The sequence below is a fragment of the Streptomyces endophyticus genome (assembly GCF_035798155.1).
In the GTDB taxonomy this organism is placed as follows: domain Bacteria; phylum Actinomycetota; class Actinomycetes; order Streptomycetales; family Streptomycetaceae; genus Streptomyces; species Streptomyces endophyticus.
In genome coordinates this window covers 310,496-323,995 of sequence record NZ_JAOZYC010000122.1, presented here as the reverse complement: position 1 = coordinate 323,995, position 13,500 = coordinate 310,496, and the positions used below count along the sequence as shown (strand labels likewise).

General features: G+C 68.6%; 13 protein-coding genes. 3 read left to right on the top strand and 10 right to left on the bottom strand.

The window, feature by feature from the left end:
- Positions 1–127 precede the first annotated feature (127 nt).
- The 7 genes from OKJ99_RS19955 to OKJ99_RS43770 form a co-directional block, all read right to left on the bottom strand.
- Positions 128–1,363: a lanthionine synthetase C family protein gene (locus OKJ99_RS19955; protein ID WP_326018146.1), complete on the bottom strand. Its 1,236-nt coding sequence runs from the start codon at positions 1,361–1,363 to the stop codon at positions 128–130.
- Positions 1,363–4,437, bottom strand: coding sequence for a lantibiotic dehydratase (locus OKJ99_RS19950; protein ID WP_326018144.1), 3,075 nt, complete (start codon positions 4,435–4,437; stop codon positions 1,363–1,365). Before OKJ99_RS19950 ends, OKJ99_RS19955 begins: the two co-directional genes overlap by 1 nt.
- A 121-nt stretch (positions 4,438–4,558) precedes the next feature.
- The gene (locus OKJ99_RS19945; RefSeq protein WP_326018142.1) at positions 4,559–4,735 is read right to left on the bottom strand and encodes an FxLD family lanthipeptide; all 177 of its coding nucleotides are present in this window, start codon (positions 4,733–4,735) and stop codon (positions 4,559–4,561) included.
- A 43-nt stretch (positions 4,736–4,778) separates the two neighbouring features.
- Entirely contained in the window at positions 4,779–5,993 is a 1,215-nt protein-coding gene (gene fxlM / locus OKJ99_RS19940) for a methyltransferase, FxLD system (protein WP_326018140.1), read from the bottom strand.
- Between the two features lie 55 nt (positions 5,994–6,048).
- Positions 6,049–6,231, bottom strand: coding sequence for a hypothetical protein (locus tag OKJ99_RS19935; RefSeq protein ID WP_326018138.1), 183 nt, complete (start codon positions 6,229–6,231; stop codon positions 6,049–6,051).
- Positions 6,231–6,518 (bottom strand): hypothetical protein, encoded by a 288-nt coding sequence (locus OKJ99_RS19930; RefSeq protein ID WP_326018137.1) that lies wholly within the window; start codon positions 6,516–6,518, stop codon positions 6,231–6,233. Before OKJ99_RS19930 ends, OKJ99_RS19935 begins: the two co-directional genes overlap by 1 nt.
- A gap of 127 nt (positions 6,519–6,645) precedes the next feature.
- Positions 6,646–7,065 (bottom strand): ATP-binding protein, encoded by a 420-nt coding sequence (locus tag OKJ99_RS43770; protein WP_407700724.1) that lies wholly within the window; start codon positions 7,063–7,065, stop codon positions 6,646–6,648.
- Positions 7,066–7,413: 348 nt separating this feature from the next.
- On the opposite strand from OKJ99_RS43770, the gene OKJ99_RS19925 reads away from it, so the two are divergent.
- Both OKJ99_RS19925 and OKJ99_RS19920 read left to right on the top strand, forming a co-directional pair.
- Positions 7,414–8,502 carry an XRE family transcriptional regulator gene (locus OKJ99_RS19925; RefSeq protein WP_326018135.1) on the top strand — a complete coding sequence of 363 codons (1,089 nt, stop codon included), beginning with the start codon at positions 7,414–7,416 and terminating at the stop codon, positions 8,500–8,502.
- Between the two features lie 165 nt (positions 8,503–8,667).
- On the top strand, positions 8,668–9,255 hold the full coding sequence (locus OKJ99_RS19920) for a GNAT family N-acetyltransferase (RefSeq protein WP_326018133.1): 588 nt from the start codon (positions 8,668–8,670) through the stop codon (positions 9,253–9,255).
- A gap of 257 nt (positions 9,256–9,512) precedes the next feature.
- Here OKJ99_RS19920 and OKJ99_RS19915 read toward each other — a convergent pair whose 3' ends face one another.
- Positions 9,513–11,003 (bottom strand): UDP-N-acetylmuramoyl-L-alanyl-D-glutamate--2,6-diaminopimelate ligase, encoded by a 1,491-nt coding sequence (locus OKJ99_RS19915; protein WP_326018173.1) that lies wholly within the window; start codon positions 11,001–11,003, stop codon positions 9,513–9,515.
- 278 nt (positions 11,004–11,281) lie between these two features.
- On the opposite strand from OKJ99_RS19915, the gene OKJ99_RS19910 reads away from it, so the two are divergent.
- A complete protein-coding gene (locus tag OKJ99_RS19910; protein ID WP_326018131.1) occupies positions 11,282–11,518 on the top strand; it encodes a hypothetical protein in 237 nt (78 codons plus the stop codon).
- Positions 11,519–11,662: 144 nt separating this feature from the next.
- On the opposite strand, the gene OKJ99_RS19905 is transcribed toward OKJ99_RS19910, so the two are convergent.
- On the bottom strand, positions 11,663–12,409 hold the full coding sequence (locus OKJ99_RS19905) for an ankyrin repeat domain-containing protein (RefSeq protein ID WP_326018129.1): 747 nt from the start codon (positions 12,407–12,409) through the stop codon (positions 11,663–11,665).
- Between the two features lie 163 nt (positions 12,410–12,572).
- Entirely contained in the window at positions 12,573–13,412 is an 840-nt protein-coding gene (locus tag OKJ99_RS19900) for a hypothetical protein (RefSeq protein ID WP_326018127.1), read from the bottom strand.
- Positions 13,413–13,500: the final 88 nt, after the last annotated feature.

Below are 13,500 nucleotides of genomic sequence, written 5' to 3'. Positions count from 1 at the left end.
GTCAGATCGCCCCGCCCCATGGCCCCATCAACGACTCCCGCGCGGACCAGTCACATGATCGGCCGGACAAGTCCTAGGGGTTTCCCGTTGAGGACCTGGAGGACTGCGTCGTACGTCTGCGTGACGGTCACCGGTTGTCCTTCCGCGAGGGCGAGTTGAGCAGCAGGCAGGCGTCCCAGGCGCTGAGCGGGTCCTTGTCGTCAGTCACGCTGTGCAGCACGAGCGCGAGGCCGGCGTCGCCTTCCAGGAAGCCGGGGCCCTCGGCCCGCTGCGGCATCGCATGGGTGGCCAGGAGCGTGCGCAGCGATTCGGGGGCAGCGACGAGGTCGGGGTCGGCGGCGTCGCGGGCGGCGTGCCAGAGCGTGTGCACGAAGCCGGCCCAACCGTGGCACAGGCTGGTGTCAGTGATCTGAGCGCGCTGGTTCATGTCGGCTAGGCAGCCGGCCAGGGCGCGCTCCGCTGTAACTCGACGTATCCGGTTGTCGGTGGCGAGGGCGGCGAGTTGGAGCGCACGGGCGATGCCAGGGGTGCCGTAGCACCAGGACGGTCGTAGCGGTGCGGGTTGGCTCGGGCAGCGCGCGGAGACATCGGCCAAGGTGATCCATTGCGGCCACCAGGGGCCGGACGGGGAGGTCTGTTCCCAGTCGTCGAGCCAGGTACAGATCCGTTCGATCGCCGTACGCTGCCCCGGCACCTCAACGCCGGAGAGCAGTGCAAGGGAGAGCAGGGCGAGCGGGCCGGTGATGCCGTGGGCCATACCGAAGTTGCCGTGGCCGTCGGGGTAGGCATCGGTGAGCCGCATGTGCGGGTCGTGCGACGTCCACCAGGCGGGGCGTGGATCGTCCGTGTTGTGCAGGGGCTCGGTCAGTCGCGCCAGGTAGGCGAGTACAGCCTTGAGCTGAGTGCCCTGTGGGTTGCGTGTGAGCCAGTAGGCGCCCAGGCCCGTCAGCCCGTAGACCAGGTCGAACTCGCGCAGTTCGGGTTCGATGCCAGCGCTGATCCGGGCTTGGGCCCGCTGCAGGCGCAGCTTCGTTATGCGGGCGAGGAGCACGTCCATCTCGACCACATACTGCTCGCCGCGCCCGCCGCTGGAATTGAGGACGAATGTCAGGGAGGGCAGCCCGTAGAACAGGCCATCACTGCGGTGCGTGCGGACCTTCTCGGCGGTCGCCGTGGACAGCCACTGCTGGGCGGTCGACCAGTCGGCGAGGCCCTGGTGGGCGCGTTCGATGTGGACGAGGGCCATGCCCGGCAGGCCCTTGGCCAGGGACTGTAGGAGCTTGGAGTTCACCGGAGTGATCGGTCGGGGCGGGGCGCCGAGCGAGTCCGTGATCTTCTGGGCGGCCATGGCGAGCGTGGGCATCATTCTTCCTTTGCTGTGACCGGGCGAGCGGCCCAGAGCTGGGCGGCGGCACGAGCCAGGTGCAGCACTGCGCGTTCGTGGTCCGGTCCGGCGCCGAGCATTCGGACGTAGTGCTTGTGGAGGAGCGAGCGCAGTACCGAGAGCGGGTCGCGCTGACCGGCGAGGTGGTCGTGGTACGAGAGCAGGGCGTGGCGGCGTTGCGCCCAGCGATCCGCGACTTCATCGCCTCCCGGGAGGATCCGCAGCGCCCGGAAGTCGCTTGTCGGATCGGCGAGTTCAAGGACGTGGTCACGAGTCTGCACACCGCTGGCCGAGGGCTGGTGCGGCAACCGCAGAAGCCACGTCATGCCCGCCGCGAGGCTCCCGGTGTAGGCGGAGGCGATGTCGACCAGTGACGCCGCGGCGACCACTTCAGGAGCGGTACTGGTGCGCTCGACGAGCGTGAGTTGGGCGAGCGCGGCTTGGGAGTCTGTAGCGAAGAGGTGCTCGGCGGCGACGAGGGCCAAGCCGTGCCCCCACCGGCCAGTGTCTGGGTGGTACGCCTCCAGCGAGTGGTGCTGAAGCAAGCCGCGCTCGGTCATGTCAGCTGCCCACTGGGCCAGTCGCTTGGCAGCGGCGCCGAAATCCTCGGGCCGTTCCAGCGGCACGTACAGGCCCAGATGCGGGTCGCGTTCGGGCAGGACCAGGTTGCGGTAGCGGTCGAAGAACCAGTGAGGCACTCGCTCGTCGGCATCGAGCAGCCGCGGCAGGTGCCGCGTCAACACTGCGTCGTATCGCTCGGGCCGAAGGTACACATGCGCGTGAAGCCAGCGGGAGGCTCCGGGACGATGCGCGGGCGCCGCCTGTGCCGTGTGGACGCGATGGTCGGTGGGCGGCGTGGCGCGGTGGAATGACATGAGGATGTCGTGTGCACGGCCGCACCAGGCGAGGTCGGATTCGGTCGCGGTCTCGCGCAGCTCGACCTGCCCGGCGCGGTGGAGTGCGGAGTGCAGAAGGGCCTGGTGCAGCGGATCATCCAGATCGAGAGGGAGGCGGTAGTCGCTCTCGCACAGGGCCACCCGGTTGGGGATGCGGACCTTCGCGCGCCACGCTGCGAACTGCCGTTCCCAAGTGCTGCCGGACACATCAGAGGTATTGAGAAGCCAGCGCGCGCAGCTCAGGACGGCGCGCCCCCGGCGCACCTGAGGCAGGTAGGTGAGTCGAGAGGCAGCGCCCCAGTCGAACGCCCCGTAGAAGGCCGTACGCGCAGAGGACACCTCGCTCAGGAAGCGGGCAATCGGGGAGGTGACGTTCCGGGCCTCCAGCGCGTGGAGCACAGCCGGTTCGACCGCTTCGCCCGTGCTGCGCAGGACCAGACTGAGGCGGGCTGGCTCGATGTGGACGGCCAGGTCGTCCACCGTGAGCGTCTCGGCGTCGGCGCGATATTCGTCGAGCGAGATGAGTGACTTGAACACCCGGGCAGTGCGGCCCACGTTGTCGCTGAGGCGGCGCCGCGACGGTGCGCTCACCTGGGCAACTACGGCAGGGGAGCGTTCGGTGGGTGCGTCCAGGTAGGTGCGGGCCATCTCGTCGTGGTCAGGTGCGTCGAGCAGATGCAGAAAGCGTCCGGCCAGGCTCGCGGAGGATGACGGAACCCCTGTGACCACGAGGTCGAAGCGGCCACGGTCCACTGCGGCAGGGGAAGAGGCGTGAAGCCGGAAGCCCAGTTCGATACGGGAGGGCAGCGCCGCCCTGTCGAAATCCTCGGCCGCCAGGCGACTGAGCAGGGCGTCGGTGAGCTGGATCTCGCCGCCGTCTTGAAGGGCGGCGCGCTGCACCAAGTCCAGGATGGTGGCGTCGCGTTTGGTGAACCATGGTGTTCCGGTACGCAGCGGTGAGCCCCGGAAGCCGGCGGGCAGACCGATACCTGCGTCCGACTGGACCAGATCCCTCACGGGAATGACCGCGCCGACGCCATACCGGTCCAGGACGCGATGGTGCCACCGCTTCCAGGCGAGCGTTCCGAACGGTGCGGGGGTGAGTTTCATCAGGGTGTCGGCGGCGTCCTCGGCGCTCTCGGCGACGGCCGGAGGGATGGTCACCTCGGCACCGAGCCGTACGTCGAGCGCCAGGGCGTGTGGCACGTCGACGTTCAGCGCCCGCATGCGGCCGTCGGCAGCAGCCCGTCCCGCGCGGGTGGGGCGTGTGTTGTGCGCGGTCAAGTCGTGCTGGATGCAGCGGAGTTCCTCGACGAGGGCGGCGATGTCGGGGACATGTGTGGCGCCGACCGCGTCGAGTTGGGTGACCAGGTGGCCGAGGGGGTCTGTGGCGGTCATCGGCGGACGCAGGATGGTGAGGAGCGCGCCCTGGGCGATGAGGCCGGCCACGAGGGCGCAGGCCTGCGGCCGCAGGTGCGCCGGACGATGCGCGGTGAGTACGTCGACAAGGTCGGCGAAGACGATGGGCTCGCGAGCGCGTTTCATGGCTGTCGTCACAGCCGAGGTGAGTCGGATCTCGACTTCGTGCGGTACGAACTCCCCTACCGCCACACCGTTGCCGTGCGGGCTGGGGACCACGAGATTGTCGTCGCGGATGAAGGCGGTGTTGCAGGCCGTCACCGGCAGTTGCTCCAACAGCGCGGCATGGGCCTCAAGGAGGATGATGACCGCATGCAGCCAGTCGGCATCGGGGCGGGCGCACACCGAGTCGGTGTCCGACCAGTGAACCGTTGTGCGCTGCGCGACCAGGGTCGGCGCTATGCCGGCGAACAGGCCGTAGGGAGTGGAGCGCTCGCGCCAGCGCAGCAGGTACGCCACGAGCGACAGCAACAGCTTGCGGGCCTGCCGCGGTGCGGGCAGGTGACCGTGGCTGACGCGTTGAAGCTGGCGGGCGAGGTCGGAGCTGGCCATCTCGATGACTTCCCGGGCTCGCCCGCCCTGGTCCCATGCCTGCGCCATCCACGCACACCACGCCTGCACCGGCTCGCCGTCGAGCGGGAGGTCCGGCCATAGGTGCGGGGTGTCGCCTGCCCTATGAGTGGTGGCTCGCAACAGGGCCACCTCATAGTGCCGGTAGTGCCGCGCTCGCGCCGCCATGCCTGCTTCCCTTCGTGCGTTCGCGGTCGCTGAAGAACGCCGCCGGGTAGCGAGGAGACCGATCACCCGCTACCCGGCGGCAATGCGCCCTCACAGGCGCGTCCTGGGGGAATGGCGACCGTCAGGCCGGGTTGCTCACCTCACTGGCGCACGCATTGCCGCACGATGAACCGCAGCCGTCGTCGGTGCTCTTCAACAGCCCGGCCACGGGCGCGCCGGCCTCCACGACCAGACTCACGTCGAGGGCGAATTCATCGACGACACTCGTCGCTGTCTCCTTGGCCATCAGGTTGTGCATCTCGTTGTCTCCTCTCGCTTGGGGGGTGTCTCTGAACCTCAGGTCAGGTCCAGAAGAAGGTGAGGCGGCTGTGCCGCTTGTCGAGCACTGGCTCCCCGGGCGGGAGCTGCTCGTCGGGGGTTTCCTTGGCGAATACGCGGACGTGCAGCGTTCTGTGTTGGTAAGTGCTGTCCCACTCCGTGACTGTGGTGACCAGATTGCCCACCAGGTCCTTGGCATCCGGGCCGTGCCCGATCACGCCGAACTCGACGATGTCGCCGGCGCGGCGTTTGGTCAGGTACGCGAAGGAGCGATCGCGGACTACAGCGGGGGTCGCACGCCGATTGAGGGGGAGGACCATTGTGGTGTCTGCCTGCTCGTCCACGGACAGAATCGCGAATCCGGGCTGTGTCGCGGCGAGCTGCATCTGCAGGGTGCCGAAGGAATCCGTCGGGGCGATCGTCACTCCGGTCCATTCCACGGTCCTCTCGCTCTCCAAGGCGCCGGTCAAGCGGGCGGGATCGGGAACGTCATGCTCGTCGAAGGACAGTCCGATCTCTTCGCCGTGCAGGAGGAAGAGTCGCTTGTCGTGCTGGTCGAGGCCCGTCATGGGCACGAAGCCGCACTCCTCCAGAGACTCACTGACGAGATGCCCGTCTTCCCACTTCAGCGCGATGGAGCGCGTGAAGCCGTTGATCCGCAGCGGGACCACGAGACGTCCCTCGGGCGCGAGTTGGCTCACCAGGCCGGGGGAGACGTCCCAGGCACCAGCAGTGATGACGATGGCGTCCCAGCCCTGTTCAGGCATGTGCTGTCGGGCGCCGAGCGCGCCGTCACCCGTGACGACGTTCACGTTGCCGTAGCCGCCCTGGGTGAGGAATCTGCGAGCCCGGGTGGTGACGAACGGGTCGATGTCGACGGTTGTCACCTCGCCGTCGGGGCCGACGAGTTCCTTCATCAAGGCCGCGTTGTAGCCGCCGGACCCGATCTCCAGAACGCGCATGCCGCTGCCGATGCGGGCCTGCTTGAGCATCACGGCCTGCAGCCATGGGGCGGACACGGAACTGGTCGCCATGCCGTGCTCGTCGCGCTTGGTGACCACGGCGTCTACCGGGTCGTACACCTCGGCGAGGGGGATACCGGGGGCGAACACCTCGCGGGGCACGGCCCGCATCGCGTTCTCGATCTCGTTCGTGAGGACGCCCTGCTCACGCAGGTTCAGCACCATCTTGTCGCGCAGCTCAGCTGCGTTGGGCTCTTCGGTCTCATGCTGTGGCATCTGTAGGGACTTCCTGCCCGGCCGTGCCGGGCGATCGTCTGCGGTTGGGACGGGTTCAGGCGCTCTGATACGTACGCAGGACAACGAGCCAGGCCACGCCGCCGGCCACCACCGGCAACAGCACGATCTGGAACGGACCGAAACCGAGGGTGGACAGGTACTTGACGGGGTGCCGCACGACCCAGCGAAGTCGGGGCAGACGCAGGATCTGCCGCCCGTGGACACGGCGTTGGCGCATCACGACACAGCCCTGGACGGGCGTAACCGGCCGGTACCTATGCGCTCGTCCAGGGCGACGGTGTTCCACGGGCTCGACACCCAGCTCCCTGTCTTGTCCTGCCACGCCGTGAACGCTTCGAGGTCGCTGGGGAAGTGCCAGAGCATGACGTACGTGGGGACGACGATGCCGCGAGCGGTACCGCTCTCCACCATCTCCAGTGCTTTGGTCCGCTCGGGTCGTTGCGTGGCGGGAAGGGCCAAGGGCTGTCCGATGTCGATGAACGTCCCGACTGGCTCCCACTGCATGTCGGACGCGAACCGCCGTACCCCGGTCAGGGCAGCTTCTGTAGCCAGAGCTCTGCTAGGCAGGCAGGCGTAGATCACCACCGGGGATCCTGGTGGAGCCTCCGCCGGCGGGGCTTCGATCACCCGACTAGTCACGGCGTGTCCCTGGCCCTTCGAATACCGGCTGATCGTCATGGATGGGGAAGCAGCACCAGGCGGTTGTTCCGGCGTTGGCAAATCCCCACTCGCCGCCCAAAGAAGCAACCAACGCGGCGACCAAGGGGAGCCCTCGACCGGACTCGGCGAGCAGTGGTGCCTGTCTGGGCGCGGGACTTGCCGAAGGAGACCCGTCGTCGACCTCGATTCGAACCTGACCGGGGCCGGGGCAGTAACTGCGGTACCAAAGTGAAGAGTTGGTGGTGTGGAGCACCGCATTGGTGACGAGCTCGGAGACCACCACCAGGGCGACATCCACCCTGTCTTCCGGCATTCGGCAGAGGTTGCGCAGCCAAGCCCCTCCGATCCGGCGCACGACTCCTACGACCCGCGGGGCGCGCTCGGTGCACATGGCCAGTGGTGATGGGAGCGTCGATACGTCCACGGCGGCGGGCTGGGGACTCACAGCAGCATGAGGGCGATGTTGCCTGGGACCCGCGAGAGTGATCGCGCTCGCGAGGTGCTTCCTGCCGGTGGAGGAGCTCATGTGGGGGTCTCCTGCTCGTCGTATGGCCGCCTGCTGAAGAGAACCGCTGCGAGGAGATGCTGAGGACCTCCGCTCGCTTCTCTCGCTCGGGATCCAGTAGAGCCGCGGTGGGGCTGGGCGCCCACGAATTTTGGAGGGGAGACGGGTCGCCGACACCCGGAAGTTTTGACCCTCCGGCTTCAACGACGATCAGAGCGCGGTTACGTTGAGCAGGTGGCAAACGATGTGCTGAAACGGCGCATGGGTGAACTCGACATGACTCAGGAGGAGTTGGCCGAGAAGCTCAACGACGCCGTCCACTCGCTCACGGGCTCGCACGGTAAGGCGACGGCCCGCACCGTATGGAACCTGCAGAACAGAGTTGAGTGGCCGTACACCAAGATCCGCATGGCATTGGAGATCGTGTTCGGATGCCCGGTCGAAGAACTGGGCTTCACCCCACGGACAGTCAAGTCCGCCGAAACAAAGGACGAAGAGCCCGTGGACCGCCGGAACTTCGGTGCCCTCGCAGCGGGAATTGCTCTCGGGGCTGCTGCTCCGGGTACGCTGCATCGCGTCGGAACGAGTGACGTCATGCGACTGCACCGCAAGTTCGCAGAGATTATCGCCAAGGACCATCGCCAGGGCGGCCGCAAACCCATTGAGCATCAGGCCCTGGGGCTGGCCGGAGAGGCCCTGGGCCTTCTCAATGCCGGTTCCAGCTCCCAACGGGTCAAGAGCCTGATCTACTCGACGGCTGCGTCGTTCACGTCGTCTGCGATGTGGGCGGCCATCGACGGGCGACGTTTCGAGGCCGCGCAGCGCCACTTCGATCGTGCCTCCAGCCTCGCCGGAATGTCTGGTGACCAGGCCATTCAGTTTCGGATCTGGTCCCACGCCGGAACCCTGTACCGACACCTGGCACGCCCTGCCGATGCTCTCGCGGCCAATGACGTCGCGCGCCGCCTGCGCGTCACGCGTGGTGATCCTCTCTTTGCGGCCCTCGGCCACGCCCGGCACGCGGCGATCCACGGAGTCCCCGGCGACACCCGGGCGATCAGACGCTGCATGGACCTCGCTGAAGACGCCTACACGCGATCCAGCGCCTTCGAGCAGGATCGTCCTGTGTGGCTGACCGCCTTCTTTGACCGCGCTGAACTGCATTCTCTGGCCACTGCGGCCTACCTCGCGGCACACGAGTACGAAGATGCGGAAGCCAATGCCCACCAGAGCCTCGCTCTGCTGAGAGCCCCGTTGGCGCGCTCGCGCGCGATCACCACTGCTCGCCTTGCACACGGGCACAGCTGGGGCAGGGCGATCTAGGTCCTGCGGTGCGAACGGCGATGTCCCTGGAAGACGTGGCGACCGTGCACCCGCGCGTTCACGGCATGCTGGACACCTTCGGAAGACAGCTCACCCAAGTTGCCCCGAGCAGCAGCCATGCCCGCCAATGGGCTACGTACGTCAACGAACACCTTGGAGGCCCTCGTGACTGACCTCGTGCACTCGCGTGCCATCGACGACGTGTGGGACATCTTGATCGAGGTCTACGCGGAGGTTCGCGCTGACCAGCTTCACATCCCGCATTACTCCGTTGAGCGCTACGCCGAACGTCTCGCGCGGCACGGCAAGGAGTTCGGATGGGAAGCGGTGGTCGCCTACGAGGACGGCACGCCGGTCGGCTACGGGTATGTCAACAGCCTGGTGCCAGTCGAGGACCGCTGGTGGAAGCGAACGACGCCGGCACCGGAGGAGACGCTCACCGGACTGCCAACCGTCGCAATCAAGGAAATGATGGTGACTCAGCCCTATCGACGCCAGGGCATCGCGCGGAAGATCCATGACGCCCTTCTGTCTGAACGCGAGGAGGTGAACGCCTCGCTGATGGTGTCGCCGGCCAACCAAGACGGTCGCGTTCAGGCTCTCTACGCGTCTTGGGGATACGAGGCCATTGGCAGGTCGCAGTCGACCCCCGACGCGCCACCGCTCACGGTGATGATCCGTCCCGTTGGTGCTCATGAGCAGGTTCGCGCGCAGAGGGCTGCGGTAGACAGCGCAGAGGCAACGGAGTGCTAGGGCGCTTCTGACGGATCAGGCTGGATACGGACGGCCGCAACAGACGGTGCCGGTGAGCGGGGTCTGGTGCGTGCAGCTGCAGGGCGGAGGAGGGCGTCAACGCGAAGGGGGTGCCTCCCGGCCGGGCCTGGCGGAGCCTGGTTCGAGGCTGGGGGAGTTGGCAACCGACGACAACGCCGAGGGGGCCCCTGCTTCTTAAGAGCTTGGGGAAGTGCGTGCCAGGGCCTGCGACTCCAGCAAGATCTGTCAGGAGGGCTCTAGCTCTGCATCGCGGCGAGTTCCCGCACTGTCGCCATGTCGCTGAAGGGCAGCAGCCGTTCGCCGACGGTCTGGTACGGCTCGCTGCCCTTGCCCGCGACCAGGACGATGTCTCCCTTTTCCGCGGCCGACAGCGCGAAGTCGATGGCCCGGCGGCGGTCGGTGACCCGCTCGAACCGAGTCCCGGTCGCCCTGAGTCCGGGTGCGATCTGGTCCAGGATCCGCTCGGGGTCCTCGGTGCGCGGATTGTCGGAGGTGAGGACGCACAGGTCGGAGTGGGTTCCGGCTATCTCCCCCATCCGCGCGCGCTTGGTGACGTCCCGGTCTCCCCCGCAGCCGAAGACGGTGATGACCCGGCCGGGGGCGAAGTCGCGGATGGCGGTGAGCACCTTGTCCAGGGAGTCGGGAGAGTGCGCGTAGTCCACGATCACGGAGGTGCCGCGGGGCGTCTCGAAACGTTCGAAGCGCCCCGGGACCGGCGGCATCCCGTCGAGCGCGGCAGCCAGCCCGTTCAGATCGTGGCCCAGCAGGTGGCAGGCGGCCACCGCGGCCAGCGCGTTGGACACCGAGAAGCGTCCGGGGACGGGGATCGCCACGGGGTACTTGCGTCCGGCGTGGTGGAGCGTGAAGCGCGTGCCGAGCGCGTCCATGCTGAGGTCGGTGGCCCGGAAGTCCGCCTCCGTGTCGAGCGCGTACGTCGTGACAGCGCCGGGCATCATCGCCGGGATCCGGGCTCCCACCGGATCGTCCACGTTGACCACAGCGCGCCGGCACAGCCCCTGGAACAGGCGCAGCTTGGCGTCCCGGTAGTTCTCCATGGTGCCGTGGTCGTCCAGGTGGTCCTGCGTGAGGTTGGTGAAGATGCCGACGTCGAGGAACGCGCGGTCCACCCGGTGGTTCAACAGGCCCATGGACGTGGCCTCCAGGACCACGGTGGTGACCTCGCGGTCGCGCATGCAGGCGAGCAGGTACTGGAAGTCCGGTGACTCCGGGGTGCTCAGCACCGACCTCGGCATCGGGATCAGTTCGTCGCCGATCCGGCTGCCGGCCGTCCCGATGACCCCCACCCGTGCGCCCTCGGCGAGCCGGAGCACGGACTCGACCATGTACGACACCGAGGTCTTCCCGTTGGTGCCGGTGACGGCCACCATGTCCATGTCCCGTCCGGGTTCGCCGTAGTAGCGCGAGGTGACCACCGCGGCCGCCTTACGGGCGTCGGGAACCCGCACCACACACACTCCGGCGGCCGACGCCCGCACGCCCGCCGGGAGTTCGGGCGCCGCCCGGTCGACCAGCACCGCGACCGCGCCGCGCGCCAGGGCGGGGCCGACGAGTTCGGGACCGCCCTCGACGTGGCCCGGCACCGCGATGAACAGGGAGCCGGGCGATACGCGGTGGGCGTCGAAGCACGGGCCCGCGGTGATCCGCGTCTCCGAGTCGCCGAGGAGAACTTCATGGTCGTGCCCGGCCAGCAACTCGCTCAACTTCACAGGGGTCCTCTCGGAGTGCGGCGGGCCCAATGGTCCGGGCCCGCCGCCGAAGGCGACACCGACGGCACGCCGAGGGGTCGCGGGGGTGGTGTTGAGCAGACAGGAACGCGGCCCCGAGGACGGGAACGCGGGAAAGAGGAAGAGGGTGGGTGAGGAGCGGGCCTCGTCGCGCAGGTCAGCCGTGGCCGTGCAGGGCACGGCAGCGAACTCCGGGACCGGCGGCGCACAGCGCGCGAGGTGCCGGTCGAAGGCACTCCCTCACCGCGTATGTGCAACCCATGTTCGGAGTGTACGCCCCACCTGTCCCCTGGGGGTCCGTCCTGGCCCGGCCCCACGTCCGCCGCTCTCCGCCGCTCGCCAGGGTCGTCACCGAAGCCCTCACTCCCGCCGGACTCGGTCACCTCCACGACTCGTACACGCTGCGCGGCATGCCACCGCAGGCACGTACGCGCGCGACCGGCCGTCGCCTGCTTCTCGAAGTCGAGAGCCTGCTCGCGGTGCCGCAAGCACCCTAGGTGTGCCGTTTCTGATGGCTCTTGGACGGTGTCGCGGAGCCGGATGACGACTGCTGCGATGGCCAGGGTGCCGTTGAAGATGTAGTCGCGCTTGTACCAGTCGTACCACTCGACGGCGTTGCCTACGGAGTCGACACATCGCCGTCAGGGGCTGTTCCGCAGCAGCTTCGCGATCTCGTCGTAGCCGTGCCGTTCGGCGTGGGCGAGGGGGGTGACGCCGTCGCGGTCGGCCAGTTCGGGGTCGGCGCCGCCGTCGAGGAGCAGGGAGACGACCTGCTGGTGGTCGCGGCCGCCGTCGCCGAGGATGATCGCCTCCAACAGGGCGGTCCAGCCGAGGTTGTTGACGTGGTCCACGTCGACGTCGGTGCTGCGCAGCACCTCGCGGACGTACGCGGCGTGGCCGTGCTCGCCCGCGGGGATCAGCGACGTACCGCCGTACCGGTTGAGCAGTGCGTAGTCCGGGTCGGCCGGGACGAGGGCGCGGGCCATGGCCACGCTGCCGGTGACGCCGGTCACCAGCCAGGCGCTGTCGTCCTGTTCGTCCTGGGCGTCCGGGTCGGCGCCCGCCGCGACGAGGACCTTCGCCGCCGCCACCTGGTCGGCGAGCGCGGCGAGCAGCAGCGGGGTGCGGCCCTCGTCGTCGCGGACCTCGGTGTCGGCGCCCGCGCGCAGGGCGGCGCGGACCGCGTCGGTGTCGCCCTCGTCCGCGGCGCGCAGCAGCGCGGCGGAGGACTTCGGGGACTCCGGCCGCTCGGCCGTCGCGCTGGACGAACCCTTCGATGGCCGCGTGTCCGACCCGTCGTCGGGCGCCGCGGTGCAGGCCGTCACGAAGGCGAGCGCGCCCACCGCGATCAGGCCGCACAGGCGGGTGTTGAGGCGTCGGGTGTGCATCGCGGTCCTCCGTCGGGTGCAGGTCGGGTGGGCCTGTGTCCCGATCCTGGTCCCCGGCGCGACGGGTCGCCGTCGCCCCGTCGGATACGCGCGGCGGACAAGGGGATGACCCTCGTGTCGTCCGTTCGGTCGATGTGCTGCGGGGCGCGGCGCCGTACTGCGGCTACTCCTGTTTGTAGGCGATCACGGCCGTCGTCACCAGGCAGGGCGACGGCGGCACCATCTCGACGCGCAGGGTGCCCCGCGCCGCGTCGTAGTCGATGCCCTCGGACTCGAACGTGCCCTTGCAGACGCTGCGTTGGGGGATCGCGAAGGCGGTGGCCACGTGACCGGTGACCGGTTGGCCGTCCAGGGGGCGGTCGAGCGTGATGTCGAGGACCTCCTTGGTCGCGGCGTCCGACGAGCAGAGGAGATGGGTGGCGTCGGTGAAGTCGCAGCCCTGGATGTTCGTGACCGGCTTGTCGAGGGATATCCGACCGGCCTGGGGGAGGTTGGCGCCGGGCTCGGGCGCGGCGGCGTTGAGGACCGGCGTGGGGAAGACCTGGAGGCTCTCCCGCGTGCCCCATTCGCCGGACACCAGCCACTGCCCGTCGGGCGACACGGACGCGAACGAGTTGTTGAGCAATTCGCCCTGGTCCAGGGCGTGTTCATAGGTGGTGCGCTTGCCGGCCGCCGTGGTCACCGCGAACATCTTCTTCGTCGCGTTGTCGCCTCCCTGGTACGCGTCGAAGGTGAGGCCGCGCGCCACGTCGGGGTCGCCCACGTGGGTCCAGCCCGCGACGCGCAGGGACAGCGGGACCGAGCCGAGCCCGCGGTACAGGAGCGTCCCGTCGGCACGGGAGGCCACACCTTGGCTGCTGGTCAGCGAGTTCACGTGCGAGGTGCCGGTCTCGGTCCAGGTGGGCGTCGCGTAAGCCGTGCCCGCGCCGAGCGTCAGTGCGCCCAGGGCGGTGGCGAGGGTCAGCGCGGTGCGACTTTTGTGCCGCTTCTCATGCCGGGTCATGGAGATCACACTGCCCCATGTCCGGGGCGCACAGGGGGCGTTCGGGCACGGTGGCGGATTGTCGCCGCGCGCCTGCGGGCAGAGATGT